The sequence below is a fragment of the Leifsonia sp. 466MF genome (assembly GCF_900100265.1).
Lineage (GTDB): Bacteria > Actinomycetota > Actinomycetes > Actinomycetales > Microbacteriaceae > Leifsonia.
In genome coordinates, this window is record NZ_LT629696.1 from 2,547,031 (window position 1) to 2,572,446 (window position 25,416).

Consider the following 25,416-nt stretch of genomic DNA (forward strand, 5'->3'; position numbering starts at 1 on the left):
GCGAGATTTGCGCCAAATCGCGGGTTTGGGCGCCGCATTCCCGCGATTTGCCGCAAATCTCACGCGGAGGTGGCGTGCGTTGCCTCGATTTGGCGCAAATCTCGCGACGGGATCAGGCGTCGGCGTCCTCGCGCGCGGGGACGGGGGCGTTGCGGAGGGGCTGCAGGCGGGCGAGCTGGGTGACGTGGTGCGGGCCGAGCTCGGCGAGCGAGGTGACCTGGAGGAGTTTCATGGTGCGGGTGAGTTGGTCGGTGAGGATCTGGATGGTGCGGTCGACACCCGCCCGGCCGCCGGCCATCAGCCCGTAGAGGTACGCCCGTCCGATCAACGTGAACTTCGCGCCCAACGCGTAGGCGGCGATGATGTCGGCGCCGTTCATGATGCCGGTGTCGATCGCGATCTCCGTGTGCCGGCCCACTTCCCGTGCAACGGACGGGAGCAGGTGGAACGGGATCGGGGCCCGGTCGAGTTGCCGGCCGCCGTGGTTGGAGAGCACGATCCCATCCACCCCATGGTCGACCAGGGTGCGCGCATCCTCCAGGGTTTGCACGCCCTTGATCACGAGTTTCCCGGGCCACATGTCCCGGATGATCTTCAGGTCGTCGTAGTTGATCGACGGGTCCATCGCCGCGTTCAGCAGGTCGCCGACGGTCCCACCGGTGGAGGACAGCGACGCGAACTCCAACTTGGGGGTGGTGAGGAAGTCGTACCACCACCACGGCCTAGGGATCGCGTTCACGATGGTGCCGAGGGTGAGCTGGGGTGGGATGGAGAACCCGTTGCGTTTATCACGCAACCGCGCCCCCGCGATCGGGGTGTCCACGGTGAAGAACAGGGTGTCGAACCCCGCCGCGGCCGCCCGCTCCACCAACCCGTAACTGATCTCGCGTTGCCGCATCACATACAACTGGAACCAATTCCGGCCGTGCGGGTTCGCCGCCTTCACCCCCTCGATCGAGGTGGTGCCCAGGGTGGACAGGGTGAACGGGATCCCCGCCGCCCCCGCAGCCCCGGCACCGGCGGTCTCCCCCTCGGTCTGCATCAACCTCGTGAACCCGGTCGGCGCGATCCCGAACGGCAACGCCGACGGCCCACCCCAAATCCGGCACGACGTATCCACCGTGGACACGTCCCGCAAGATCGACGGATGGAACTCCACATCCTGAAACGCCTGCCTGGCCCTGGCCAGCGACAGTTCGCCCTCCGCGGCGCCCTCGGTGTAGTCGAACGCCGCCTTCGGGGTCCGGCGGCGAGCGATCCTGGCCAAGTCCTCGATCGTGAGCGCCGACTCCAGCCGCCGTTTCTTCAAATTCAGCTCCGGCCTGCGGAACTGCATCAACTCCAACAACTCCGCCGGACGAGGCAACTGGCGATCAACCATGGGCAAGGATCCTAACGGGGTCATAGCGTGTGATCTGAGTGGTGCGGGAGACCAGGGCGCGGAGCGTCTCGAGGTCTCCGGTGAGGAGGCCGACGGCACGCGCCTGCACGAGCACATTGCCGATGGCGGTCGCCTCGACCGGTCCGGCGAGCACGGGCAGGCCGCTCCGGTCGGCGGTCGCCTGGCAGAGCAGGGCGTTGCGGGCTCCCCCGCCGACGATGTGTATGGTGTCCACACCCACGCCCGTCAGCGCGGCCACGCGGTGCACCGCGTCGGCGAAGGCAGCGGCGAGGCTCTCGACGATCACACGCACCATCCCAGCGGGCGACGCCGGCGCGGTCGACCCGTGCTCGGCGAACCACTCGGCGATGCGCGACGGAAGGTCGCCCGGCGCCATGAAGCGCGGGTCGTCGGGGTCGAAGAGGTCCGACGGCCGGGGCAGCTCGGCCGCCTCGGCGAGCAGCGACTCCAGGGTCACCCGCAGCCCGCGGCGCTGCCATTCGCGCACGGACTCGCTGAGCAACCAGAGGCCCATGACGTTGTGGAGGTAGCGGATGCGCCCATCCACGCCGCCCTCGTTGGTGAAGTTCGCGACCCGGCCCTCCTCCGACACGACGCGCTGAGGAAGCTCTACACCGACCAGTCCCCAGGTTCCGCAGGAGATGTACGCGGCGCGGGATGCGTCCATCGGCACGGCCACGACCGCCGACGCGGTGTCGTGCGAGCCGACCGCCGTGACGACCGGGCCCTCGCCGTCGAACGGCAGATCGCCGCGCAGGGACGGCAGGAGGCGCCCGACCGGCGTCCCCGCATCCACGAGCGGCGGGAACACGGACCGCGGAAGCCCGAGCCGCGCGATGAGGGCGTCGTTCCACGCGCCGTCGGCCGTGAGCAGCCCGGTGGTGGAGGCGTTGGTCCGCTCGGCCTGCGCGACCCCGGTCAGCCAGAAGGTGAGGAGGTCGGGGACGAGCAGGAAGCGGTCCGCGCGCTCCAGGGAGCCGCTCGCGGCATCCACCGCCAACTGGTAGAGGGAGTTGAACGGCAGGAACTGGAGTCCGCCCTCGCGGTACAGCTCCCCCGGCTCGACGGCGGCATGCACCGTCGAGACCCCGGCCGCCGTGCGCTCGTCACGGTAGTGGTACGGCTCGCCCAGCAGCCGCCCGTCGCGCAGCAGGCCGTAGTCGACCGCCCACGCGTCCACGCCGATGCTCGCGAGCGCCGGGTCGGATCGCGCGACCGAGCCGAGGCCGTCGAGCACGTTGGCGTACAGCCCGGTCAGGTCCCAGTGCAGCGCAGCGCGATCCCCCTCCCACACCCGCACGGGCGTGTTCGGGAACCGGGCGGCCTCGGTCAGCTCCAGCGTGTTCGCGCCGACGCGGGCGTGCATGACGCGTCCGCTGGTCGCGCCGAGGTCGACGGCGGCGACCGTGCCGGCCCCGAGAGGTGCGGCGTTCATCGGAGGAAGGCGGCTGCGACTCCCGCATCCACCGGGATGTGCAGGCCGGTCGTGTGGTCGAGGTCGCTGGTGCAGAGCACGAACACGGCGTTGGCCACGTGCTCGGGCAGCACTTCGCGTTTGAGCAGGGTGCGCTGGGCGTAGTACTGGCCGAGTTCCTCTTCCGGCACCCCGTAGACGGCGGCGCGTTTGGCGCCCCAGCCGCCGGCGAAGATGCCGGACCCGCGGACGACGCCGTCGGGGTTGATGCCGTTGACGCGGATGCCGTGCTCGCCGAGTTCCGCGGCGAGCAGCCGCACCTGGTGCGCCTGGTCGGCCTTCGTCGCCGAGTAGGCGATGTTGTTCGGTCCGGCGAAGATGGAGTTCTTGGAGGAGATGTAGACGATGTCCCCGCCGAGCTTCTGGTCGATCAGCACGCGCGCGGCGGCGCGGGAGACCAGGAACGACCCCTTGGCCATCACGTTGTGCTGCAGGTCCCAGTCCGCGTTCGTGGTCTCCAGAAGCGGCTTCGAGATCGACAGGCCGGCGTTGTTGACCACCAGGTCGAGCCCGCCGAACGCGAGCAGCGCCTCCCGGATGGACGCGTCGACCGCCTTCTCGTCGGTCACGTCCGCGGCGACACCGATCGCGACGTCCGCGGTCCCGATCTCGGCCGCCGCGGCCTGCGCCTTGACCAGGTCGAGGTCGGCGATGACCACGCACGCGCCCTCGGCGGCGAGCCGGGTCGCGATGGCCTTGCCGATCCCGGACGCGGCGCCGGTGACCAGGGCGATGCGCCCGGCGAGCGGCTTCGGCTTCGGCATCCGCTGCAGCTTGGCCTCCTCCAACGCCCAGTACTCGATGCGGAACTTCTCCGCCTCATCGATCGGCGCGTACGACGACAGGGCCTCCGCCCCGCGCATCACATTGATCGCGTTGACGTAGAACTCGCCCGCCACCCGCGCCGTCTGCTTGTCCTTGCCGTAGGAGAACATCCCCACCCCGGGGATCAGGACGATCGCCGGATCGGCCCCGCGGATCGCCGGCGAATCCGCAGTCGCGTGCCGGTCGTAATAGGCCTGGTAGTCGGCCCGGTACTGCTCGTGCAGGACCTCCAGTCGCGCCACCGAGTCCTCGATGGATGCGTCCGCCGGCAGGTCGAGCACCAGCGGCTTCACCTTCGTGCGCAAGAAATGATCCGGGCACGAGGTGCCGAGCGCGGCCAACCGCGGGTGCTCCGCCGCCGCCAGGAACTCCAGCACCACATCCGAATCGGTGAAGTGCCCCACCTGCACCCGGTCGGTGGATGCGATCGCGCGCAGGTGCGGAGCCAAAGCCGCCGCCTTCGCCCGCCGCTCGCCCTCCGGCAACGCTTCATAACCCGGCAACACCGGCCCGAACGGCTCCGGACGACCATTGGCGGCGATGTAGTCCGCAGCGGTCTGGATGATCCACAGCGAGTTGGCCTCCGCCTCCTCGCTCGTGTCCCCCCACGCCGTGATGCCGTGCCCGCCCAGGATGGTGCCGATCGCCTCCGGGTTCGCCTGCTTGATCGCCGCGATATCCAGGCCCAGCTGGAACCCCGGACGCCGCCACGGCACCCACACCACCCGGCCGCCGAAGACCTTCGCCGTCAGCTCCTCCCCGTCCGCCGCCGTCGCGATCGCGATACCCGCATCCGGATGCAGGTGATCCACGTGGGCCGCATCCACCAGCCCATGCATCGCCGTGTCGATCGACGGCGCCGCACCACCCTTCCCGTGCAGCGTGTAGTCGAACGCGGCAACCATCTCATCCTCACGCTCCACACCCGGGTACACGTTCTGCAGGGCGCGGAGACGGTCCAGCCGCAGCACAGCGAGGCCGGTCTCGGTCAGCGTGCCCAGGTCACCACCCGAGCCCTTCACCCACAGCAACTCGACCGGCTCACCCGTCACCGTGTCGATCTCGGTCCCCTTCGCGGACGTGTTCCCGCCCGCGTAGTTCGTGTTCGCCGGGTCCGACCCGAGACGGTTCGAGCGGGCCAGCAGGGATGCGACAGCGTCGTTCGTCATGCTCAGGCCCCCCATCCGGCCTGGGTGCCGCCGACGCGGTCGGCCTCGATCTTCTCCTGGTATCCGGAGGCCTTGTACGCGGCCATCGGATCGGCGGGCAGCCCACGCGACTCCCGCCATGCAGCCAGATCGGCGCGCACGTCGGTGTTGAACGCATCCATGAACACCGTGTTCGCGGCCAGCACGTCGTTCGCGGCCTGCGCGGCGGCCAGGGCCTCGGTGTCCACCAGCAACGCCTTCGCCGTAGCCTCCTGCACGTTCAGCACCGACCGGATCTGGCCCGGGATCTTCGCCTCCAGGTTGTGGCACTGGTCGAGCATGAACGCGACCTCCGGGTTCGCGTACCCGCCGCCCTGGATCACCTCGAAGATGATCCGGAACAGCTGGAACGGGTCCGCCGCGCCCACGATCAGGTCGTCATCGGCATAGAACCGGCTGTTGAAGTCGAACGACCCCAGCTTCCCGAGCCGCAGCAGCTGCATCACGATGAACTCGATGTTCGTCCCGGGTGCGTGGTGCCCGGTGTCTAGGCACACCACCGCGCGCTCGCCCAGCGCCTGCGTCTGAACGAAGCTGGTCCCCCAGTCGGGAACATCCGTGTGATAGAACGCCGGCTCGAAGAACTTGTACTCCAGCACCAGCCGCTGACCCTCGCCGATCCGCTCGTAGATCTTCTGCAGACTGTCCGCCAGGCGGTCCTGCCGGGCGCGCATCGAATCCTGACCCGGATAGTTCGTCCCGTCCGCCAGCCAGATCTTCAGATCCCGCGACCCGGTCTCGTTCATCACGTCGATGCACTCGAAATGGTGATCGATCGCCTTCTGCCGGATCCGGTCATCCGCGTGGGTGACCGAACCGAACTTGAAATCGTCGTCCTGGAACGTGTTCGAATTCACCGTCCCCAACTCGACCCCGTTGTCCTCCGCGTGCTTACGCAGATCGGCGTACGAATCGACCCGGTCCCACGGGATGTGCAGCGCGACCGTCGGCGCGAGCCCGGTGCGCTTGTGCACCTGCGCGGCGTCCGAGATCTTCTCGAACGGGTCGCGGGCGGTGCCTGGCGTCCCGAACACGCGGAACCGCGTGCCCGAGTTGCCGAACGCCCAGCTCGGCAGCTCGATCGCCTGCAGCGCTAGCTGGTCCCGGATCTCGACGGGGAGGGTCATGGGAGTTTCGCTTTCTCTCTGCCGCTGCGGGATGCGCGGCCGCGGTTGTGGTCGGAGCGGTCGCCGGTCAGCGGGCCACGTCGGCGACGGCCGGGAGGGCGGTCGTCTCGGTCGTGCGCCCGGCGCCGATGGTCTGGTCGTCGCGTCCGGGGAGCCGGAGCACACCCTCCACGCCGTCGGGAAGCTCGGCCTCGACGGTGAGGTCGTCGCCGTCGAGCGTCCACCGGACGCTCACGGTGCCGTGCGGGGTGGTCAGTGAGGTCTCGGCCTCGGTCAGACCGCCGCCGGGCTGCGGTGCGACGAGCACGCGGGCGTAGCCGGGTTCCAGGGCCGACAGGCCGCCGACGACGCGGTGCATCCAGTCGGCCACGGCGCCGAGGGCGTAGTGGTTGAAGCTCGTCATCTCGCCCGGGTTGATCGTGCCGTCCGGCAGCATCGAGTCCCAGCGCTCCCAGACCGTCGTCGCACCCATCGTCACCGGGTACAGCCACGACGGGCACTCGCGCTCGAGCAGCAGCCGGTAGGCGTCATCCAGGTGGCCGGTCTGCGTGAGGGCGTCGGTGATGAACGGCGTGCCCGCGAATCCGGTCGAGATGCGGTAGCCGGCCTCGGCGACCAGCTCGGAGAGCCGGGTGCCGGCGAACTCCTCGTCGGCGACGCTGAGCAGCCCGAAGACGATGGCGAGGGCGTACACGGTCGTGCAGTCGCTCTTCACGACGCCGTCGCGCACGTACTCGGCGTTGAAGGCCTGACGCAGGCGCGCGGCCAGGGCCTCGAACTCCGCCTGCTCCTCGGTGCGGCCGAGGAGTTTCGCGGTCTCGGCGACGATCGTCGCCGAGCGGTAGGCGCAGGCCGTCGCGACGACGCCCGTGTCGGCCTTCGCCTTCGCCGGGTCCTCCGGCGGAGCGTCCGGGTCGAGCCAGTCGCCGAACTGGAAGCTGGTGTCCCAGACCCCGGCGGGCGAGAGCAGCGACTCCACCCGACGGACGTGGGCGGCCATCGAGCCGAACTGCCGCCGCAGGACCGCGTCGTCGCCGTACGCCTGGTACAGCGTCCACGGCACCCAGACCGCTGCGTCGCTCCAGATCGCCGTCGAATCGACCGGTCCGAAGTCCGTCGGCTGGTCGATCATCTTCAGGATGTCGGGGATGACGAAGCCGACGATCCCGTCGTGGTGCTGCTGCTCCAGGTCGAGGTCGACCAGCCAGTCCGAGAGGAAGCCGTCGACGTCGTAGAGGAAGGCCGCGGTCGGCGCGAACGCGGCGATGTCGCCCGTCCAGCCGAGACGCTCGTCGCGCTGCGGGCAGTCGGTGGGCACGTCGACGAAGTTGCCGCGCATCCCCCACACCACGTTCTCGTGGAACTGGTTGAGCAGCGGGTCGGAGGTGCGGAACTCGCCGATCCGCGTCAGCTCGGAGCCGATCGCGATCGCCGTCAGGTCCTCCGCCTTCAGCTCGCCCGGCCATCCCTCGATCTCGGCGTAGCGGAAGCCGTGGAAGGTGAACGTCGGCTCGAACTCGTCGACCCCGCCGCTCAGGATGTAGCGGTCGGTGGCTTTGGCGCTGCGCAGTGGACGGGTACCCAGCTCGCCGTGCTCGAGCACCTCGGCGTGCCGGACGACGATCTCCGTTCCGGCCTCGCCCTGCACACGCAGCTTGATCCAGCCGACCAGGTTCTGGCCGAAGTCGACCAGGGTCTTGCCCGACGGGGAGGTCGTGATCCCCTGCACGGGCAGCGCCGCCCAGCGGGTCACGCGCGGGCCGATGTACGGCGTCAGGGACGCCGTGTCGAATTCGAGCTCGCGCACGCCGGTCCATCCGTCGCCCGAGAAGCCGGGGCGCTTCCACGCGTCGTCCCGCAGGCGGGCGTCGATCGTCTCACCGTCGTACAGGTCGTTGGCGAGCACGGCGCTCGGGCCGGAGGTCCACTCCTGGTCGGTCACGACGAGCTGCGTCGTGCGGTCGGCGAACTCGACCTCCAGCTGGGCGAACGCACCGAGGCTGTCGCCGTAGTACGAGCCGCCGCCGGCCCAGCCGAGGCGGCCCCCGAACCAGCCCTTGCCGAGGGCGAGCCCGAGCACCGACGTGTCCTCGAGCAGCTCGGTCACGTCGTAGTCCGCGTACCGGAGGCGCCACTCGTAGGCGCTCCATCCGGGGGTGAGGAGGTCTCCGGACACTGGACGGCCGTTGATCCAGGCCTCGACGATGCCGTGCGCGGTGAGGTGCAGCGTCGCACGCGTCACCGCCCCGTGTCCCGTCTCGAGCGCGAACTCGCGTCGGAGCAGCGGTGCTCCGTCGAAGGTCTCTCCAGCGGCGATCATGCGGGCGTGCCAGTTCATTGCGTTGTCTCTCCGGTTCTGTGTCGTGTCGTTCGCGGTGTCGGTGCTCATGGCGGTCAGCCTTTGACCGCGCCGCTCGTCATGCCGGCGATGATCTGCCGGTTGAAGAAGATGTAGGCGACAAGGGGCGGGATGGTGATGAGCAGGAAGTCCATGAAGAGCAGGTTGTAGAAGCTCAGGTTCTGCCCGGCAAAGCTGTACAGGGTCGTCTGGACCGTCGCGTTGTCGGCGCCGGGGAGGAAGTACAGCGGGTTCTGGAAGTCGTTGAAGACGAACACCGACTGCACGACGATGACCGTCACGATCACCGGCCGCAGCAGCGGGAGGATGACCTGGAAGAACATCCGGACCCGTCCGGCACCGTCGAGCACAGCGGCCTCGTCGACCTCGCGGGGGACGGTCCCGAAGAACGCGCGGAACATCAGGATCGAGAACGACAGCCCGAAGGTGGTCTCGATGAGGATCATGCCCGGCATCGTCTTGAACAGCCCGAGACCCTGCAGCACCCAGATGGTGGGCACGACCGCCGGCGGCACGATCAGGCCGGCGAGGACGAAGAAGTTGACGACCGGGCCCCACTTGCTGCGCTTGCGGGCGAGCACGTAGCCGGCCATCGCCGCGATGATCACCATCAGCGTGACCGAGAAGACGGTCAGGACGGCCGAGTTGAAGAACGCGCGCCAGATCAGGCCGTCGCCGCTCTCCAGCACCGCGACGAGGTTCGGGAAGAAGCTCCACTCCTTCGGCCAGGTGAAGGCGAGGCTGGATGCGTCGTCCGGCGTCTTCGCCGCCTGCAGGAGCACGAAGGCGAGCGGGACGAGGAAGACGATGACGGAGACCGCGATCGCGATGATCCCGATCGTCCAGGAACGGATGCGCTGCCGCTTCACAGCTCCACCTGCTTTCTGTTCAGGAAGTACGACAGCGGCACCATGATGATCGTCACGACCAGGAACAGCACCACGTTGCCGGCGGTCGAGAGGCCGTAGAAGCCCGCCTGGTACTGCTTGTAGATCACCGACGCGAGCACGTCGCTGGTGAAGCCCGGACCGCCGCCGGTGGTCGCCCAGATGATGTCGAACGAGCGCAGCCCGCCGATGAGCGAGAGGATGATGACCGTCGCGGTCGCACCGCGACTGAGCGGGATGGTGATATCCCGCAGGATCCGCCAGCCGCTGGCCCCGTCCATCCTCGCCGCCTCGAAGTACTCGCCGGGGATGGCGACGATGCCGGCCATGAAGATGAGCGTCGCGATGCCGACGCCCTTCCAGATGTCGACGCCGGCGATCGTGTAGAGCGCCAGGTTCGGGTCGGTGAACCAACCGGGCTGCGGGAGCCCGAAGAACCCGAGCACCCCGTTGACCATGCCGTGGAACGGGTCGAGCAGTGCCTTCCACAGGATGCCGACGCCGATCGTCGACAGCAGCACCGGGAAGAACACGATGGCCCGGAGGTAGCCGCGACCGACGACCGGGGAGGTCAGCAGCAGGGCGAGGAAGAAGCCGATGATGACCTTGGCTCCGGAGGTGAGGACCGCGTACACGAGCGTGTGGATGAAGCTGGTGTAGAGCTGCGGATCCTGGAAGAACTGGACGTAGTTCGCGAACCCGATGAACTGGGCGTCGAACAGCGACCACCGCGTGAGCGAGAAGTAGAACGACGACAGCGACGGGATGGCGAAGAAGACCGCGTAGAGCACCAGCGCCGGGATGAAGAACCAGGTCGGGTAGTGCGACCGCATGGCCTTGCGTGCTGTCTTCCGCCCGCCGGGCCTCCTCCCTCCTGGACTCTTCACGTCCGTCAGGATCTCGGCCGCCTGTGCCGCGGTCGAAGGGGTAGCCGTCGACATGTCCGCTCCTCGTCGAGTGTCTCGTGTGGCCGTTACCGGGTGCCTGCGGCCGGGCCGACGTCATCCGCCGACCCGGCCGGGCGGTTCACCAGCCCTTGAGCCCCAGCTGCTGGGCCTGGGCCTTGACGTCCTGGTCGTAGAGGGCGGCGCCCTCCTTGGCCGAGGAGATCCCGGAACCGACCTGGATCAGGATCTTCTCCAGGTTCGGGCCCTTGATCGGCGAGAGGAACTCGAGCGCGAGCCCGGTCTTCTTGGCGTCCTGGTAGGCCAGCTCGTCCTTGACGAGCGCAGGGGCGTCGTCGGGGATCGTGCAGGTGCTGATCGCGAACGGCCCGGCGGGGGTGCCCGCGCTGTTCTGGATGTCGCATCCCTCGGACGTGTTGATGAAGGCCACCAGCTTCTTCGCGGCCGTCAGCTTGTCGCCCGACGTCGACTTCGGGATGTACGCCGCGGTGGGCTCCCAGACGGTCGCGTGCGGCTCGCCCGCGTCGGTGGGCATCGCGAAGTAGCCGATGTCGTTGATCTGGTCCGGGTTGCTCTGCAGCACGTTGCTGATGACCGCGGTGATCATCGGATACTGCGCGCCCTCACCGGTCGCCAGCATCTTCAGGGCGTTCACGTTGGTGAGCGACGCGTAGTCCTTGTTCAGCAGGTCCTTGTCGAAGACCTCCTGGGTGTGCTCGAAGCCGGCGAACGCCGGTTCCTTCGAGTACTTGGCGTCGGCCTTGTTGGCCGTGTAGTCCTTCGCCCAGTTCGGGTCCTGCGCGCTCACGTTGGCGAAGTCGCCGAGCACGAAGAGCTGGCTGGTCCAGGTGTCGCCGTACGACTGGATGATCGGCGCGATTCCGGCGGCCTTGATCTTCTCGCTGTTCGAGATGAACTCGCTCCAGGTCTTCGGAACGGTCAGCCCGAGCTTCTCGTAGACCTTCTTGTTGTACATGATGCCGCCGTTGAAGGTGGTGCCGGTCGGCGCTCCGTACAGGCCCTTGTCGGTGCTGACGGAGTTCTTGAAGTCGTCCGTCACATCCTTCGCCCACGACTCGTCGGTGAGGGGCTGGAGCTGGCTGTCCGGGCGGAGGGCCTGGAACAGCGAACCGGAGTTGTACAGGAAGACGTCGTTCATGTCTCCCGTCGACAGGCGCGTCTTCACCAGGTTGTCGCCGTCGGTTCCGCCGGGGCGGGTCTCGACCTTGACAGTGATGGACGGGTTGGCTTTGTGGAACGCCTTGGAGAGGTCTTTCGCGAAGCTGGTGCTGGCCGGGTCGTTGCCCGCGGCGAGCAGGGAGATGGTGGTGCTGCCGGACCCGCCGGATGAGCTGCAGCCGGCCAGAGCAGCGCCGATGAGCGCGACGCCGCCGAGCGTGGCGGCGACCCGTGTCGCCGTCCTCCGAGAGAACATCAAATACCTCCTTGTATTTTGTGAGCGTCGACGCCCCGGGGGGAATTTTCGGGTCCGCTTGAAACGCTTCACTGACCATAAATGCATTCGTCGGCTCCCGTCAAGCGGGGAATATAACGATTCAAGACACGCGTTCCGATCCTGCAGGATTGATCGATTCAATGCATCCATCCGCTACGATCGCAGCCAGGGAGGAATCGCATGGCTTCCGCAAGCGTGAAAGACGTCGCCGCACTGGCGCAGGTCTCGGTGGGCACCGTCTCGAACGTGCTCAACCGTCCGGAGATCGTCGCGCCCGAGACCGTCGAGCGCGTGATGTCGGCCATGCAGAAGCTCTCCTACGTGCGCAACGAGGCCGCGCGACAGTTGCGGCTGGGGCACAGCCAGGCGCTCGGGCTCGTCACATTGAGCGGCGGCAACCCCTTCTTCACCGACCTCGCCACGGCGGCGGAGGATGCGGCCGCGGACGCCGGCTACAGCGTCATCGTCGGCAACAGCAACGAGAGCACGACCCGCGAGTCGGGATACCTCAATCTGTTCGAAGAGCTGCGTGTGCGCGGCGTGCTGCTCTCCCCCGTCGGCGATCCGGCACGCCGGCTGCGGCAGCTGCGGGATCGCGGGATCGCCGCCGTGCTGGTCGACCGCGTGAGCAGCGACGACTCGTTCAGCTCCGTCTCGGTCGACGACGTGGCCGGGGGCGCTCTCGCGGCGGCCCACCTCATCCGATCGGGACGGACGCGGCTCGCGTTCGTCGGCGGCCCACTGCAGATCCGCCAGGTGAGCGACCGCCTCGCGGGGGCTCGGCAGGAGGTCGAGAGGCACCCCGGCGTCTCCCTCGAAGTCGTCCCGGTCGACGCCCTCACCGTGCTGGAGGGACGACGGGCCGGAGAGGAGCTGGTCCAGCGGAGCGCGAACCGCCGCCCGGACGCCGTCTTCGCCGCCAACGACCTCATCGCCGTCGGACTGCTGCAAGGGCTCTTCATCAACGGCCGCATCCGCATCCCGGAGGACATCTCCCTCGTCGGCTACGACGACATCATGTTCGCGAGCGCGTCCGTCGTGCCGCTCACGTCCATCCGGCAGCCCAGCGCTCTGATCGGTCGCACCGGCGTCGAGATCCTCATCGAGGAGGCGCAGGACCCGGAGCTCGAACCCCGCCATGTGCTGTACCAGCCGGAGCTCGTCGTGCGCGGGAGCAGCTCGGCGGACGCGGTCGAGTAGCGCGTTCGTCCCGGCGGTTCTGCCCCGGCCGGCGCGTGGCCCGCTAGTCTCGACACGGACACCGCGACGAAGGGGGACGCTCGTGACCGAATCCAGGCTGCGACCGAAGGTGGTGCTGTGGTGGGGCATCGGCCTCTCTGCGGCCGGCCTGCTGTTGAACCTGCTGCTGCCGCAGGTCGGCTATGCGCTCACCGTGCAGGTGAATGCATCCACCCGTGTGGACCAGGGGATGCTCACGGCCTTGAGTGTGGTGCTCGACCTCGTCCGACAGACGCTGCTTCCGCTCGGGATCGCCCTGATCGCCGCCTCGGTGGTGATGGCGTACATCGCTCGCCTGCTTGGGGTGCGCGTGGATGCGGAAGCCGACGAAACCGGCGTCCCGGAGAGCTGACGTGGATCCGTTCAGCGCCCTCGCCCTATCCATTACCCTCTCCGGCGCTGCTCTGTATGCGCTCTACTGGCTGGTCCGCCGCGGGGTGGCGGACGGCATCCGGGATGCGCGCGGCGCGTCCGGCGATTCGCCGGCGAGCGACAGGGTGGTCGAGTGAGGGACGACACGTCGCCGCAGATCGGCTCGTACGATGTCGACGCGGCGGCGCTCACTGGCGATGGCGAACCGCTCGTTGACGTGCTGGCGCGGCTCGGGGTTTCCGAGTTCGAGGGCGGGGACGTCGTGCCGAACGGCTGGCGCGTTCTCGGCCCGCCGCCTGCCGCGCGGGTTCCCCTGCTGATCGGCGCACCCGTTTCCAGCGACCATCGGTCGTGGTCGGTTGGGCAGGTGTATGGCGCCCGGGACGGGGCTCCCGCGCGAGTCTCGTTCTATCCGCATGCGCTGCCGGTCCGCCCCAGCGTCGCCGAACGCCGCGGCGGCCTGGTGCTCCGCTGGCCGGCAGTGACGCGCGAACTGGCCGACGTCGATCGCCTGTCGATCGACATCGTCAACGAGGGGTCGACCCGCTGGCTGCCCACCGGCGACACGTTCAACACGTTCGCGTCGATCGTGCCCGTCGTCGGCGGTGCCAGCGACCTCTACTTCGGCTGGACCGGTGACGGCGGCACGGTCCCGCTCGATCCCGGCGACTACGCACGGGTGACCGCGCGCATCGAGAGCGGCCGGTGGCGCGACCTGAAGCCGGGGCCGCACGACATCGTGGCGTACACCCCCGATCTTCGGCTGACGTCCGAGCCGCTGCGGGTCGACCTCACAGCCGAGGTGATCGAGGCGCATCGTCCGCGGCTTCCCAATCCCCCTCCCGCGCCGCACGACCCTCGTCATGCGGCGACCGATTGCCTGCGCGTGCTGCATGCGATGCAAGCCGGGCGTGATGCGATCGACGAGGTCGTCGCCGCCATCACGGACGCGCCCGATGACGCGACCGCACTCTCCCGCATCTCCGCCCTGTTGGAGTGCGACACGGACGCCGCCCAGGCGGTCTACGCGATGCAGCTCCGGCGCTTGCGCGTCGGCAAGCCGGACGTCCTCTCCGGCGAGATCGAGGCCCTCGAGCGCCCTCTTTCGGAGGAATGACCGGCGCGCACCGGCCCCGACCGCCGCGAACGGAGGACACCCGCCGCTCCGCCCCGGTGACGTCCTCCCTTTCCGGCATCCGTTTTCGGGTCGCACCCGGGCGCGTCGCACGCGGTGACCTCCGTTTCCCGCGCGCCGCAAACGGAGGACTTCCGGGTCGCTCGGTCCGCCGGCCCCTCCGTTTCGCGCTCGGCGGCGGCGTGTCGGCCGCCGCGTCCTCCCTTTCCCACCGCGACGGAAACGGAGGACTTGCGATTCGACACGCCGCCGCCGAGCGGGAAACGGAGGCCCTCCCATCCCGTGCGGCGCGGATCGCCTCCGAAAACGACGAAGACGCGGCCCCCGTCGGATGACGGGGCCGCGCCCGAGGCTGTCGCCGCGCTCAGCTCTGCTGCTGCGCCGCCTTCAGCTCGTCGTACTGCTTCCGGACCTCGGTCATGTCGAGGGCGCGGATCTGCTCGATGAGGTTCTCGACGGCCTCGCCCGGGAGGGCGCCTGCCTGCGAGAACAGCGGGATGCCGTCGCGGTACGCGACGAGGGTCGGGATCGACTGGATGCCGTACGAAGCGGCGAGGGCCTGCTGGGCCTCGGTGTCGATCTTGCCGAACGTGATGTCGGAGTGCTGCTCGGACGCCTTCTCGAAGATCGGGGCGAACATGTGACACGGGCCGCACCAGTCGGCCCAGAAGTCGAGAAGCACGATGCCGTCGGCGACGGCCTGGTCGTGGTTGGTCGACGTGATCTCTGTGGTTGCCATGGTGGATGAAACGCAAGCTCACCAGGCAGTATTCCGGCTCAGCTCCCCCGCCGGCCTGTGAAGACGGTGAATGCGAGAGGCACGACCGACGCGATCATCAGCACCGAGCCGAGCACCGCGTCCGACGCGTGCACGATCGCTCCGGCGATGATCACCCCTCCGAAGACGACCGCCGCTACGAGACGCCGCGCCGCGCGTTCGAGCCGGCCGACCCGCTGCTCGAGCCGTGGCGAGGTGACCGCCACCGTGCCGTCCTCGACCCGGGTGACCAGCGCATCCAATCGTTTGGGCAACCGCCAGGCGATCCCGGCGATCTCGAGCGCCTGCTGCCCGAGGTCCTGCACCAGGTTGCCGCGCTCGTCGCGGAGGAGCTGGGCCGCGTACGGCTCGACCGAGTCCCACAGGTTGAACGCCGGGTCGAGCGCGCTGCACACGCCCGAGGTCAGCGACATCGCCCGGATGATGAGGAGGAAGTTCTCGGGCAGCTGGAACGGCAACGAGCGGACGACGTCGCCGAACTCGACCGCGAACTCCCGGAACTCGCGAGGGTCGACCTCGCGCAGCTCGGCGAATCCCATGCCGCCGAACCGGGCGAACAGGTGGGTCATCGCGCGCTCGAGCTCGGCCGTGTCGGCGGTCGGGAGGAGCACGCCCACGTCGCGGATCGCATCGACGAGGCCCTTCCCGTCGCGCGATGCGGCGGCGATGAGCAGTTTCCGGAGCCCGCTGCGGGTGCCCGCGGGAACCTCGCCCATCATCCCGAAGTCCACGAACGTGAGCAGCCAGGGTCGCTCCCCCGCCACCGCGGGCCGCGGCGTCACGAAGATGTTGCCCGGGTGCGGGTCGGCGTGGAAGAACCCGTTGGTGAAGAGCTGGTCGAACATCACCTCGGCGAACACCGGCGCGACCTCGGCGGGGTCGATGCCCGCGGCGCGCAACGCTTCGGCGTCGGTGATCTTGATCGCCGTCACGTCCTGGAGGGTGAGGACCCGGCGGGTGGTCCGTTCCCAGACCACGGCGGGGACGGCGACGCGGTCGTCACCGGCGAACTCTTCGGCGAACCGCTCGGAGTTCGCGGCCTCGTGCAGGTAGTCGATCTCCTGCAGGCTGGTGCGCGCGAACTCCTCCACCAGTCCGGGTGCGTCGACGCGGTCTGAGACCAGCCGGACATGGCTGAGCCAGCGGCCGACCCTGCGCAGGGCGGCGAGGTCCACATCCACGATGGTGTCGATGCCGGGACGCTGCACTTTGAGCACCACGGCGTCCTGCCCGGTTTCCGCCGCCACCTCGGCGGTGAGGCGCCCGCGGTGGGCCTGCCCGAGGGATGCGGCGGCCACCGGCGTCTCGTCGATGAACGCGAACGCGCTCTCCAGCGGCACGCCGAGCTCGGCCTCCGCCAGCGCCCGGATCGCTGGGAACGGGACGGCCGGCACCTCGTCCTGCAGCCCCTCCAGCTCGCTGGTGATCTCGGGCGGCAGCACATCCAGCCGGGACGACATGAACTGCCCGACCTTGATCATGAGGCCGCCCAGCTCGACGGCGAGCCCGTGGAACCGCTGCGCGAACCGCCGCATCCGCCGCGGCCGGCTGCGCGCGGCGACGCTGGCGAGCCCGATGCGTGGCAGGAACAGCTCGTACCACCAGGTCACGGCGAGATTCCAGCCGGCGAACCGGAGGATGCGGCGGTAGCGCGCGCGGGTGGCCGGCGTCCCCGCCGGCGCCTTCGACGGCGCGGCGGGCGCCTGGTCCGACGTCACCCCGGTCAGCCCTGGGCGAGGATCGCGTACAGCTTCCGGCGTGCCTCGTCGAGCACGTCGGCGGCTTCCTTGACCTGCTCGGGCGTCCCGCTGCGGTGCACCTGTGCGGCCGCCTGGGCGAGTTCGACGCCGGCCTTCGGGAGGTTGGCTCCGCGACGTTCTCCGGTCGTTGTTCCGGAGTCGCTCGCGCCGGTCTGCCAGGGTGTGGATGCCTCAGCCGCGGCGACCTCGCGCCCCGCCTCGGTCAGCGCGTAGGTCTTGCGCCCGTTGGATTCCTCGGCCGAGATGAGCCCTTCGTCGGCGAGCAGCTGCAGGGTCGGGTAGACGGAGCCGGCGCTGGGCTTCCAGCTGCCTCCGCTGCGTTCCTCGATCTCGCGGATGATCTGGTAGCCGTGCATCGGCTTCTCGCTGAGCAGCGAGAGGACGGCCGCGCGGACATCGCCGCGGCCCATGCGGGTGCCGACCTTCTTCTCGAACGTCGACCGCAGTTGTTCGAACGCCTGCCACATGGCGTCCGGGTCCATGCGGGCGCCGAACCCGCCGGTGGGGAATGAGTTGGACATGGTGCCTCCTCGATCAGATAGCGATAGTCAACGATATATCGCTGACGCTTCGACGGGAAGCGATTCACGCGGTTCCGAGCGAACATCCAGCGCGCGACTCATCGCGACCTCAGGTCAGGTCGAGCACACCCACGACCTCGCCGAACAGCTCCTCCCCGGTCGGGACGAACCCGCAGGCGAGGTAGAAGGCTTCAGGGCCGCCGTCGCCGCGCTCCCAGAGCACGGTGATGCGCGGGATGCCGCGCCGTCGCGCCTCCGCGGCGACCTCATTGACGGCGAACCGACCGACTCCGCGACCTTGCGCCTTCTCGTCGACGTTGAGCCGCCAGATGCCCGCGCGGAACGCCTCCAGCTCGCTGTCCGGATCCCAGTTCGCCATCACGAAGCCGACCACCTCGCCGTCGCCGACGATGGCCCGCGGCCACGCCGTCGGCGTGACGTACGCCTCAGCGATCGACTCGAGGACCGGAGCGACGAACCGCTCCTGGCCGGGCGCGAGCCGCAGGTCGCGCAGCCCGCGCAGGTTCGACGTCGACAGCTCTTCGATGCGCAGGTCCATGGGTGGACGGTAGCGCGATCCACCGACATAGGGCCGACCCCGTCATCGTCTCTTCTTCAACGCGCAACGCTGCCGAAATACCCCCTCCGTACCGTGGTCTCATGACCTCGTTCACGTTCAGGGAATGCGCACACTGCGGCGAGCAGCAGCCGGTGCTCGCGGACGGCCGGACGGCGATCCACTTCACCGGGAACGGCGAGCGCTGCGCCGGCTCCGAGCGCCGCAGCCAGAACGAGGGCGTGACCGCGCAGCAGGCGCGCGTCATCGAGGCCGAGCTGCGTCGGGCGCTGCGTCAGGTGATGCGGGAGCAGGCGTCGTAGGGAAAAGCGGACGGAGTCATCCGCCTGGCTTCTCTTCACGGAGTCCGCTCGTTGTCCGGCTGACAAATGCCGGCGGTATGGCGTCGGCAATCCAGATGAGTTCTCCACGCCGCTGGAATCGAACACCGGCCTGGAACGCTTCGCGGCTTCGAACGGTCAGCAGGACCGTGTCCGTCCCGTGCCGACGAGCAACCTCGTACGCCGTTGCCGAATCCGGCGAGAGGTGAACATGCTGGCGTTTCATCGGCAGGATTCCCGCCTCCAGGATGCTGCTGACCGCTTCGGCGACCGTGCCGTGGAAGAGCTCCACCGGTGGTTCCTGGTTGACGAGATCATCCGCAATGCGGATCGAATGACCATACGTCGCGCGAATCCGGTCGCCCACGACTTCGTGCCGGACCTTCGACGAGTTCGCGATCATCCGAAGGACCGCGTCCTCCGTCAGACCATCGAAGCCGGCCGCGCTCAGCGCGTTCACCAACGACCGCATCTCCACCCAGCCATCGTTGTCCACGGCAAGCCCGTACTCGCCCGGCGCATGACGCAATGCGTGGGTCACCGCCCGACTCAGTTGCGTTTCGCTGAACACCGATATGACCCCTCCCCGACGTTCGCCTCCATCGAGGCGGCCCCTCACCGTACCGCCAAGCCGCGGCGACTGCATCAGGTCGCCCGGACCTCCGCGGCCGATCTGCCTGCGGAAGATAGGGATGCGGCCCGCGGAACATAGGGAACCACCTCCGATGTGACAGCAGGGCGGCGCGCATGACCATGGATCCACTCCGGTGAACACCGGTCCAAGAGAAACGGATCCCTCATGAAAACCTTCCTCATCGAACGCGAAGTGCCCGGCGCCTCGACCCTCAGCCACGACGAACTTGTCGAGATCGCATGCACCTCGAACGCCGCCGTCGAGTCCCTCGGTGTCCCGTACCAGTGGATCACGACGTACGTCGCGGGCGACAAGCTCTACTGCCTGCACACAACCGACAGCGCCGAACTCGTCCGCGAGCACGCACGGCGTGGAGGCTTCCCGGCGAACCTGGTCGCCGAGGTCGTCACCGAGTTCGGCCCGCAGACGGCGGAGGACGCCGCATGAACGCCGTGCCCGCCTTCGCCTCGTCCGGCGCGCGCACCGAGCACCGGCCGGCCGGCCCCAGCCGGATGCGCATCTCGCTCGGCCGAGTGCTGCGCGCTCGCCTCGCGACGATCCGCTCATCGCGACCGTCGATGACGCACGAGACGGCCCGTATCCAGCGCGAAGAGGCCCGCGCACGCGACGCTCAGCGAGTGAGCACCGAGCGGGCGCGCGTCCTCATCGCGCGGCAGGTGCTCTGAGCCGGACGGTGGACGCCGCCACCCGCAACTCGAGGAGCGATGCGCTCGCGAAAACGATCGGCCCGCAACAGCCCCGTGGCGTCTACCATGCTGCCATGGGGCTGTTCGAGCGTGGCCTCGAGGCCGAAGCGCTGCGCAGAGAGCTCGCCGGACTGTACGAGGCCGGCCGCGTCGTCACGCTGACCGGCGACGCCGGATCGGGGAAGACCGCCCTGCTCGCCGCCGTACTCGGCGGCGGCGACGGACCGTCCGGTGCCGGTGCCCTCCTGGGCAGGGACGGAACGAGGGTGCTTCGCGGATTGTGTGACCCGCTCGGCACGCCACGGCCGCTCGGACCGATCCGTGACATCCTCGCGGAGCTCGACGGCCGTTCCAGGCCGAACCTCGACGACCCGTCGTCGGTCGAGCGTCGATTCCTCGACCGTGTCGGCGAGGAGCCGACAGTCGTCGTGATCGAGGACGCCCAGTGGATCGACGCCGGATCGGTGGAGGTGCTGCGGTTCGTCACGCGGAGGATCGACCGGCTCCCGCTTGTTCTGATCTTGAGCTACCGGGACGGCGAGGCGGATGTCGGCTTCGGGCATCCGCTGCTGCCGCTCCTCGGCGAGATCGCGCGCAGCGACCATTCCGCACACGTCGCCCTGCGCCCGCTCTCGGTCGACGGGGTCCGCGCCGTCCTGAGCGACGACGGACTGGATGCCGTGCGCGTCCACGAGGTCACGGGCGGCAATCCCTTCTTCGTCACCGAGATCGCACGGCACCCGGACGAGCGGATGCCACGCACTGTCCGGGACGCCGTGCTCGCCAGCACGTCCGGCCTGGCCCCGGAGGACGTCGAGGTCCTCCAGCTCATCGCCGCCGCTCCCGACGCCCTCGACGACCGCCTCCTGCCGAGCCTGGGCATCGATGTCCCGACTCTTCGCCGCCTGGAGTCGAGCGGGCTGCTGGTGCGCACGCGTCGCGGCATCGCCTTCCGGCATGAGCTCGCTCGTCTCGCGATCGTCGACGGCACTGCGGAGGCGGTCCGCCGGCTCTTGCACCAGCGTCTGCTCGAGGCCTTCGAAGCCGTCCGATCGACCGATCACGCGGTGCTGACGCATCACGCCGTCAGCGCAGCGGACCCGGAGCGCACCCTCCGATACGCGCGCCTCGCTGCCGCGGAGGCGACCCGTGCCGGGGCCCATTCCGAAGCGGTCGCCTTCCTCTCGCTGGCGCTCGAGCGGTTGACCGCCGACTCCGTCGATCGCGCGGAGCTGCTTGTCGTACTGAGCGACGAGCAGTACATGGTCGGCCGCCTCGCCGAAGCACGCGAGTCCGCCCGCGCCGCCCTGGACCTCCTCCAACGACTCGCCGATCCTGACGGCGTCGCCGCCGCGCACGAGCGACGCGCGATCATCGAGTACTACTCAGCGAGACGCCGAGAGGCGGAGGAACAGGCGGACCTCGCCGCGCACGCGGGCGGTGGAGCCGCCGCGGCCGCGTCCGCGCATGCCACACGCGCCTATCTCGCCTACCGCCGGCAGGACGTCGACACGGCGCGCACGATCGCATCGGCCGCACGTCGGCTCGTCCACAGCGCGGATGACGCCGCGGATGCCGCCCGCCGCCGCATCGAGATCACCGAGGCGGCGTCGGACCTGCTCGAAGGCTCGGTGGCGAGCCGAACGCGCCTTCTCATGCAGGCGGCCGCCGCGTTCCAGGTCTCCCTCGACGAGATCGGGACGACCGCGCACTCCAACCTGTCGGCGATCGATATCGAGCATCGTCGACTGGCGGAGGCGGAGGCGGTTCTGGCGGAGTCGATCCCGATCACGATCACGCGCGATATTCCGATCTGCAATCAGTGGCAGACCGGGATGCGCGCCCGCCTGCATTTCATCCGGGGACGCTGGACCGCCTCGGCGGAGGACGCGGACACTGTTCTCGAGGGACACGGCGCGCCCCTCGCGCTCGTCTGGCCTCATATCCTCTCTGCACTCCTCGCAGCCCGACAGGGCGGCGACCGGGCGATGATCGAGCGCCATCTGGAATTCGCCTGGGCGTACGCGACCGAGCTGGGCGAGGCACCGCTTCTGCTCGCGGTGCTCTCGGCCCGCGCCGAACTCGCGTGGCTCACGGGCGACCACGACCCACTGCTCGACGAGGCGCCCGCGTACGTCGCTGCAGCCGACGCGCGGCCCGGCAACGCCTGGGCCATCGGTGACCTTCTGGTGTGGCTCGACCGACTCGACGTGCACGTGTCCGCGAAGCAGATCGCCGAGCCGTACCGGATGGAGCTCGAGGGCCACCACCGCGACGCGGTGCAGGCCTGGCTCCAGATCGGCGCACCCTTCGATGCCGCACTGGCCGGCGTGCACGACGAGTCTCCTGAGGTGGCGGTCTCCGCGCTCCTCCGTCTGCAGCAGCTCCAGGTGGATGCCACTGCCGCCCGGGCGCGCGCACTGTTGCTCCACCGGGGTATCCGCACCATTCCCGCACCTCCGCGGCGCACGACACGCTCCAACCCGGCCGGCCTCACGAACCGCCAGCTCGACGTCGCACGCCTCATCGCCAAGGGCTTCACGAACGGAGAGCTCGCCGAGCGCCTCTACATCTCCCCCAAGACGGCTGACCACCACGTGTCAGCGGTGCTCGGCAAGCTCGGCGTCTCCAATCGCAGGGAGGTCGTGAGGGCAGCGGCCGAACTGGGACTGATCTGACAGTCACAACCTCATGAACCAGCTCTCCAGCCATCGATCGAACCGGTCTTGCAGATGCCGACGCGATGGGGAGTGAGCGCGAGGCGCCCACCTCGCCGGCCAGTGCACGAATGGCCAGCTCGTGGGGTAACGCTTCAGGATGCCGCCTGTGCGCGTGATCAGTGTTGCGCTACGCCGTCGGCACGCGGTGGGCTTCGCCGATCGACTCGCGAAGAACAGGCGGGCACGCGACGGTCACCAGTTCGTCGCGTCGGTGGTCGTCCACTCCCAGGAGCATCCGGACACCCTTTGCGCCCAGTTCGTAATGCGGGAGCGCGACCGTCGTCAGTGGTGGGCGCAGGTGAGCGGCGATGACTTCCTGGTTGTCGAAGCCGACAACGGCCATGTCCTCCGGAATCGAGAGCCCCCGGCGGCGCAGACCGTCGTAGAGCCCCATTGCGACGCGGTCGTTGTGGCAGAAGACCGCGGTCGCACCGCTCGCGAGGAGGGCGTCGACCGAGTCGTATCCGCCTTCCTGCTCAGGCAGCGCGTCGAAGACCAGGGACGGATCGAAAGCGATGCCTGCATCTTCCAGCGCCTCGCGATACCCGAGGAGGCGACCTTCATGCGCCGGCGACGGTGTCGTCGTGTTGATGATGGCGATCCGCGTGTGACCGCTGTCGATCAACAGCTGCGTCGCTGCCCGACCCCCTTGGACCTCATCCGGGACGACGGCGGGGGCGTCGCCGTCGGGCGAGAAGCAGTCGACGAGGACGAAGTCCGTCTCACGGAGCGGCTCAGGGACGGCCGCCGCCCGGTGGTACCAGGTGGAGTAGAGGATCCCGCGGACCTTGTGCTCGAGCATCATGCCGATCGCCTCGCGCTCGGCGTCGGCGTTGCCGTCGGTGTTGGCGACCAGGAGGACGTACCCGTGCTTCCACGCCTCGTCCTGAGCGCCGTGGATGATCTGGCCGGCGAACGGGGTCGTGGCGATCGCGTCGGCGACCAGGCCGATGAACTTCGAATGCCCGCTGACGAGGTTCTTGGCGAGAGCATTCGGCCGGTAGCCGAGGGTGCGGATCGCCTCACGGACGCGCCTGCGAGCGTCGTCGCCGATGCGGGCGTTCTTCTTGTCGTTGATCACGAGCGACACCGTCGCGATGGAGACGCCGGCTGCTTCGGCCACGTCGCGCATCGTCACCGGATGCCCGGAATGCTGGGTTGTCTCGGACGTCATTGCCCCCTCCTGCTTCAGCTTAGCGACGCGCACGCCGTCACCCCTTGGTCGCGCCGCTCTCCAAGCCGTACCGCATCGCCTTGTTGAGCACCAGGAACACCAGGAGCAGCGGGGTGATGGTGACGCAGACCGCGGCGAACGTCGCCGTCCAATCGACCTTCCCCATCGCGCCGATGTAGTTCTGCAGCCCCAGCGGGATCGTCTTCAACCCGTCGGAGAGGACGAACGTGTTCGCGAAGATGAAGTCGTTCCAGATGAAGATGCTGTTGACCAGCACCACCGTCACGATCGTGTTGACCGACAGCGGGAAGGTGATCTGGCCGAAGATCCGGTACGGGCCGGCTCCGTCGAGGGATGCCGCTTCGTAGGTCTCGCGCGGGATGTACTCGAAGAACGAGGAGAACAGGTACACGGACATCGGGAGGGCGAAACCGGCGAGCGGGATGATCATCGACTGGTACGTGTCCAGCAGGTTCACCGACGAATAGTCGATGAACAGCGGCACGAGGGCGATCTGCACCGGCACGATGATGCCGATGAGGAACAGCCCCCGCACCGCCCGGCTGAACCGGAATCCCAGGACCTGGATGGCGTAGGCGGCCATCATCCCCAAGATGACGATGAGGATGTTGGCGCCCATCGTCACGATGAAGCTGTTGAGGATGTTCAGGCCCAGATTGCCGGTGCCGAACGCGCGCGCGTAATTGTCGAGGGTGAACGAGGTCGGCAGGGCGAACGGGTTTCCGGTGGTGAAGTCGTGCTCGGTCCGGACGCTGGTGAGGAACAGCCAAGCCAGCGGATAGACCTGGACGATAACGATGACGGCGATGATCACGCCGTTGAGGCTGCGGTAGATGTTCGGCCGGCGCCGCCGGCGGACCGGTCGGCGCGGCGCCGCCGTCGCGGTCGGTGACGGAGCGGGGCGGGTCAGCTGGGCGGTCATGCGTCGGCCTTTCGACGAAGCAGTACGAAGATCAGACCGACGGCCACCAGGCACTCGACGACGATGAAGACGGAGATGCTGCTGGCGTATCCGTAATTGGTGCTGGTGAATGCGGTCTTGTACATGTAGGTGGTCAGGAGCTCGGAGGATTGGCCCGGACCACCGTTGGTGAGCAGGTACGGGATGTCGAAGCCGCGCAACGCGTAGGTGGTCGCCATGATGACCGTGGTGATCCACACCGGCCGGATGTACGGGAACCGGATCTTGGTGAAGATCCGCCACGCGTTCGCGCCGTCCAGCCGGGCGGCCTCTTCCAGCTCGGCGGGTACAGCGATCAGAGCCGCATAGATGATCAGCACATACAGCCCGGTGAACCGCCAGCCTTCCGGGATGGACACCGCGGCCAGCACCGTGCTCACATCCGACAGCCACGGCCGAGCCAGGTCGCCCAGTCCCACCCACTGCAGCACCTGGTTCAGCAGGCCGACAGGGTCGGACGAGTAGATGCGGGCGAACAGGAACGCGATCGCAACCGTGCTGATCACCGCGGGCAGCAGGTAGAGCGTCTTCACGAACTCCCGTCCCTGGCGGAGGGAGGTGAGCAGGCTGGCGACGACGAGGCCACCGCCGAGCTGGAGCACGAGGCAGATGAACAGGTAGCCGAGCGCGTTGAAGAACGCCCGCCAGAACACCGTGTCGCCCGTGAACATGTGGACGTAGTTCTCGACTCCCACGAACTGGAGGTCGCTGATCCCATCCCATTCGAAGAAGGAGAGGAAGAGCGACTGCAGGATCGGGAACAGCACGGCGATGCAGTACAGCGCCAGTGGTGGGATCAGGAAGACCAGCACCGAGAGCCGGGAGCGGCTGGGAAGCATGGGATGCCTTTCAGG

The 25,416-nt window shown here is 68.6% G+C and carries 24 protein-coding genes; 8 read left to right on the forward strand and 16 right to left on the reverse strand.

Annotated elements, in window-relative coordinates:
• Positions 1 to 112: 112 nt before the first annotated feature.
• The 8 genes from BLR91_RS12215 to BLR91_RS12250 all read right to left on the reverse strand — a co-directional run bounded on the left by BLR91_RS12215 (position 113) and on the right by BLR91_RS12250 (position 11,622).
• The gene (locus BLR91_RS12215) at positions 113 to 1,381 is read right to left on the reverse strand and encodes an alpha-hydroxy acid oxidase (RefSeq protein ID WP_089875043.1); all 1,269 of its coding nucleotides are present in this window, start codon (positions 1,379 to 1,381) and stop codon (positions 113 to 115) included.
• Positions 1,374 to 2,837, reverse strand: a complete 1,464-nt coding sequence (locus BLR91_RS12220; RefSeq protein WP_089875042.1) for a rhamnulokinase — start codon at positions 2,835 to 2,837, stop codon at positions 1,374 to 1,376. Before BLR91_RS12220 ends, BLR91_RS12215 begins: the two co-directional genes overlap by 8 nt.
• Entirely contained in the window at positions 2,834 to 4,870 is a 2,037-nt protein-coding gene (locus BLR91_RS12225; RefSeq protein WP_172823211.1) for a bifunctional aldolase/short-chain dehydrogenase, read from the reverse strand. Before BLR91_RS12225 ends, BLR91_RS12220 begins: the two co-directional genes overlap by 4 nt.
• Positions 4,871 to 4,872: 2 nt before the next feature.
• Positions 4,873 to 6,036, reverse strand: coding sequence for an L-rhamnose isomerase (gene rhaI, locus BLR91_RS12230; protein WP_089875038.1), 1,164 nt, complete (start codon positions 6,034 to 6,036; stop codon positions 4,873 to 4,875).
• Between the two features lie 67 nt (positions 6,037 to 6,103).
• Positions 6,104 to 8,425, reverse strand: a complete 2,322-nt coding sequence (locus tag BLR91_RS12235; protein WP_231918900.1) for an alpha-L-rhamnosidase — start codon at positions 8,423 to 8,425, stop codon at positions 6,104 to 6,106.
• A gap of 5 nt (positions 8,426 to 8,430) precedes the next feature.
• Positions 8,431 to 9,264: a carbohydrate ABC transporter permease gene (locus BLR91_RS12240; protein ID WP_018190224.1), complete on the reverse strand. Its 834-nt coding sequence runs from the start codon at positions 9,262 to 9,264 to the stop codon at positions 8,431 to 8,433.
• Positions 9,261 to 10,223 (reverse strand): carbohydrate ABC transporter permease, encoded by a 963-nt coding sequence (locus BLR91_RS12245; protein ID WP_089875037.1) that lies wholly within the window; start codon positions 10,221 to 10,223, stop codon positions 9,261 to 9,263. The genes BLR91_RS12240 and BLR91_RS12245 overlap by 4 nt, the downstream gene beginning before the upstream one ends.
• An 85-nt stretch (positions 10,224 to 10,308) precedes the next feature.
• Complete coding sequence (locus BLR91_RS12250) at positions 10,309 to 11,622, reverse strand: ABC transporter substrate-binding protein (RefSeq protein WP_089875035.1); 1,314 nt, start codon at positions 11,620 to 11,622, stop codon at positions 10,309 to 10,311.
• 201 nt (positions 11,623 to 11,823) lie between these two features.
• Between BLR91_RS12250 and BLR91_RS12255 the strand changes: the two genes are divergently transcribed.
• The 4 genes from BLR91_RS12255 (at position 11,824) to BLR91_RS12265 (ending at position 14,371) form a co-directional block, all read left to right on the forward strand.
• Positions 11,824 to 12,843: a LacI family DNA-binding transcriptional regulator gene (locus BLR91_RS12255; RefSeq protein WP_089875034.1), complete on the forward strand. Its 1,020-nt coding sequence runs from the start codon at positions 11,824 to 11,826 to the stop codon at positions 12,841 to 12,843.
• An 82-nt stretch (positions 12,844 to 12,925) separates the two neighbouring features.
• A complete protein-coding gene (locus tag BLR91_RS12260; protein ID WP_089875032.1) occupies positions 12,926 to 13,234 on the forward strand; it encodes a hypothetical protein in 309 nt (102 codons plus the stop codon).
• Position 13,235: 1 nt separating this feature from the next.
• On the forward strand, positions 13,236 to 13,391 hold the full coding sequence (locus tag BLR91_RS20175; RefSeq protein WP_172823212.1) for a hypothetical protein: 156 nt from the start codon (positions 13,236 to 13,238) through the stop codon (positions 13,389 to 13,391).
• On the forward strand, positions 13,388 to 14,371 hold the full coding sequence (locus tag BLR91_RS12265) for a hypothetical protein (protein WP_089875030.1): 984 nt from the start codon (positions 13,388 to 13,390) through the stop codon (positions 14,369 to 14,371). The genes BLR91_RS20175 and BLR91_RS12265 overlap by 4 nt, the downstream gene beginning before the upstream one ends.
• A gap of 382 nt (positions 14,372 to 14,753) precedes the next feature.
• On the opposite strand, the gene trxA is transcribed toward BLR91_RS12265, so the two are convergent.
• The 4 genes from trxA to BLR91_RS12285 all read right to left on the reverse strand — a co-directional run bounded on the left by trxA (position 14,754) and on the right by BLR91_RS12285 (position 18,007).
• Positions 14,754 to 15,128: a thioredoxin gene (trxA, locus tag BLR91_RS12270; protein WP_018190217.1), complete on the reverse strand. Its 375-nt coding sequence runs from the start codon at positions 15,126 to 15,128 to the stop codon at positions 14,754 to 14,756.
• A gap of 38 nt (positions 15,129 to 15,166) precedes the next feature.
• Positions 15,167 to 16,885, reverse strand: a complete 1,719-nt coding sequence (locus tag BLR91_RS12275) for an ABC1 kinase family protein (RefSeq protein ID WP_089875029.1) — start codon at positions 16,883 to 16,885, stop codon at positions 15,167 to 15,169.
• A 5-nt stretch (positions 16,886 to 16,890) separates the two neighbouring features.
• Positions 16,891 to 17,448 (reverse strand): PadR family transcriptional regulator, encoded by a 558-nt coding sequence (locus BLR91_RS12280; RefSeq protein ID WP_089875027.1) that lies wholly within the window; start codon positions 17,446 to 17,448, stop codon positions 16,891 to 16,893.
• A 109-nt stretch (positions 17,449 to 17,557) separates the two neighbouring features.
• Positions 17,558 to 18,007 (reverse strand): GNAT family N-acetyltransferase, encoded by a 450-nt coding sequence (locus BLR91_RS12285; protein ID WP_018190214.1) that lies wholly within the window; start codon positions 18,005 to 18,007, stop codon positions 17,558 to 17,560.
• 101 nt (positions 18,008 to 18,108) lie between these two features.
• Between BLR91_RS12285 and BLR91_RS12290 the strand changes: the two genes are divergently transcribed.
• The gene (locus BLR91_RS12290) at positions 18,109 to 18,327 is read left to right on the forward strand and encodes a hypothetical protein (RefSeq protein WP_018190213.1); all 219 of its coding nucleotides are present in this window, start codon (positions 18,109 to 18,111) and stop codon (positions 18,325 to 18,327) included.
• Between the two features lie 16 nt (positions 18,328 to 18,343).
• Here BLR91_RS12290 and BLR91_RS12295 read toward each other — a convergent pair whose 3' ends face one another.
• Positions 18,344 to 18,916 carry an RNA 2'-phosphotransferase gene (locus BLR91_RS12295; protein ID WP_231918901.1) on the reverse strand — a complete coding sequence of 191 codons (573 nt, stop codon included), beginning with the start codon at positions 18,914 to 18,916 and terminating at the stop codon, positions 18,344 to 18,346.
• A gap of 228 nt (positions 18,917 to 19,144) precedes the next feature.
• Here BLR91_RS12295 and BLR91_RS12300 point away from each other — a divergent pair, with 228 nt between their 5' ends.
• The 3 genes from BLR91_RS12300 to BLR91_RS12310 all read left to right on the forward strand — a co-directional run bounded on the left by BLR91_RS12300 (position 19,145) and on the right by BLR91_RS12310 (position 22,364).
• Positions 19,145 to 19,426 carry a DUF4242 domain-containing protein gene (locus BLR91_RS12300; protein ID WP_089875026.1) on the forward strand — a complete coding sequence of 94 codons (282 nt, stop codon included), beginning with the start codon at positions 19,145 to 19,147 and terminating at the stop codon, positions 19,424 to 19,426.
• A complete protein-coding gene (locus BLR91_RS12305; protein WP_089875024.1) occupies positions 19,423 to 19,665 on the forward strand; it encodes a hypothetical protein in 243 nt (80 codons plus the stop codon). Before BLR91_RS12300 ends, BLR91_RS12305 begins: the two co-directional genes overlap by 4 nt.
• 95 nt (positions 19,666 to 19,760) lie before the next feature.
• Positions 19,761 to 22,364 (forward strand): helix-turn-helix transcriptional regulator, encoded by a 2,604-nt coding sequence (locus tag BLR91_RS12310; RefSeq protein WP_157694639.1) that lies wholly within the window; start codon positions 19,761 to 19,763, stop codon positions 22,362 to 22,364.
• A gap of 169 nt (positions 22,365 to 22,533) precedes the next feature.
• Here BLR91_RS12310 and BLR91_RS12315 read toward each other — a convergent pair whose 3' ends face one another.
• From BLR91_RS12315 to BLR91_RS12325, 3 genes are read right to left on the reverse strand one after another with little or no spacing between them, the layout of a single operon-like run.
• Positions 22,534 to 23,580 carry a LacI family DNA-binding transcriptional regulator gene (locus tag BLR91_RS12315; RefSeq protein WP_089875021.1) on the reverse strand — a complete coding sequence of 349 codons (1,047 nt, stop codon included), beginning with the start codon at positions 23,578 to 23,580 and terminating at the stop codon, positions 22,534 to 22,536.
• A gap of 37 nt (positions 23,581 to 23,617) precedes the next feature.
• Positions 23,618 to 24,523: a carbohydrate ABC transporter permease gene (locus tag BLR91_RS12320; RefSeq protein ID WP_089875019.1), complete on the reverse strand. Its 906-nt coding sequence runs from the start codon at positions 24,521 to 24,523 to the stop codon at positions 23,618 to 23,620.
• A complete protein-coding gene (locus BLR91_RS12325; protein WP_089875017.1) occupies positions 24,520 to 25,401 on the reverse strand; it encodes a carbohydrate ABC transporter permease in 882 nt (293 codons plus the stop codon). The genes BLR91_RS12320 and BLR91_RS12325 overlap by 4 nt, the downstream gene beginning before the upstream one ends.
• Positions 25,402 to 25,416 lie beyond the last annotated feature (15 nt).

What these genes read in the sequence shown, in the direction of transcription:
- BLR91_RS12305 (WP_089875024.1), top strand. Translation starts at nt 19,423, where the DNA reads ATGAACGCCGTGCCCGCCTTCGCCTCGTCCGGCGCGCGCACCGAGCAC.
- BLR91_RS12310 (WP_157694639.1), top strand. Translation starts at nt 19,761, where the DNA reads ATGGGGCTGTTCGAGCGTGGCCTCGAGGCCGAAGCGCTGCGCAGAGAG.
- BLR91_RS12325 (WP_089875017.1), bottom strand. Translation starts at nt 25,401, where the DNA reads ATGCTTCCCAGCCGCTCCCGGCTCTCGGTGCTGGTCTTCCTGATCCCA.
- rhaI (WP_089875038.1), bottom strand. Translation starts at nt 6,036, where the DNA reads ATGACCCTCCCCGTCGAGATCCGGGACCAGCTAGCGCTGCAGGCGATC.
- BLR91_RS12225 (WP_172823211.1), bottom strand. Translation starts at nt 4,870, where the DNA reads ATGACGAACGACGCTGTCGCATCCCTGCTGGCCCGCTCGAACCGTCTC.
- BLR91_RS12280 (WP_089875027.1), bottom strand. Translation starts at nt 17,448, where the DNA reads ATGTCCAACTCATTCCCCACCGGCGGGTTCGGCGCCCGCATGGACCCG.
- BLR91_RS12320 (WP_089875019.1), bottom strand. Translation starts at nt 24,523, where the DNA reads ATGACCGCCCAGCTGACCCGCCCCGCTCCGTCACCGACCGCGACGGCG.
- BLR91_RS12315 (WP_089875021.1), bottom strand. Translation starts at nt 23,580, where the DNA reads ATGACGTCCGAGACAACCCAGCATTCCGGGCATCCGGTGACGATGCGC.
- BLR91_RS12235 (WP_231918900.1), bottom strand. Translation starts at nt 8,425, where the DNA reads ATGAGCACCGACACCGCGAACGACACGACACAGAACCGGAGAGACAAC.
- BLR91_RS12300 (WP_089875026.1), top strand. Translation starts at nt 19,145, where the DNA reads ATGAAAACCTTCCTCATCGAACGCGAAGTGCCCGGCGCCTCGACCCTC.
- BLR91_RS12215 (WP_089875043.1), bottom strand. Translation starts at nt 1,381, where the DNA reads ATGGTTGATCGCCAGTTGCCTCGTCCGGCGGAGTTGTTGGAGTTGATG.
- BLR91_RS12255 (WP_089875034.1), top strand. Translation starts at nt 11,824, where the DNA reads ATGGCTTCCGCAAGCGTGAAAGACGTCGCCGCACTGGCGCAGGTCTCG.
- trxA (WP_018190217.1), bottom strand. Translation starts at nt 15,128, where the DNA reads ATGGCAACCACAGAGATCACGTCGACCAACCACGACCAGGCCGTCGCC.
- BLR91_RS12250 (WP_089875035.1), bottom strand. Translation starts at nt 11,622, where the DNA reads ATGTTCTCTCGGAGGACGGCGACACGGGTCGCCGCCACGCTCGGCGGC.
- BLR91_RS12285 (WP_018190214.1), bottom strand. Translation starts at nt 18,007, where the DNA reads ATGGACCTGCGCATCGAAGAGCTGTCGACGTCGAACCTGCGCGGGCTG.
- BLR91_RS12220 (WP_089875042.1), bottom strand. Translation starts at nt 2,837, where the DNA reads ATGAACGCCGCACCTCTCGGGGCCGGCACGGTCGCCGCCGTCGACCTC.
- BLR91_RS12290 (WP_018190213.1), top strand. Translation starts at nt 18,109, where the DNA reads ATGACCTCGTTCACGTTCAGGGAATGCGCACACTGCGGCGAGCAGCAG.
- BLR91_RS12245 (WP_089875037.1), bottom strand. Translation starts at nt 10,223, where the DNA reads ATGTCGACGGCTACCCCTTCGACCGCGGCACAGGCGGCCGAGATCCTG.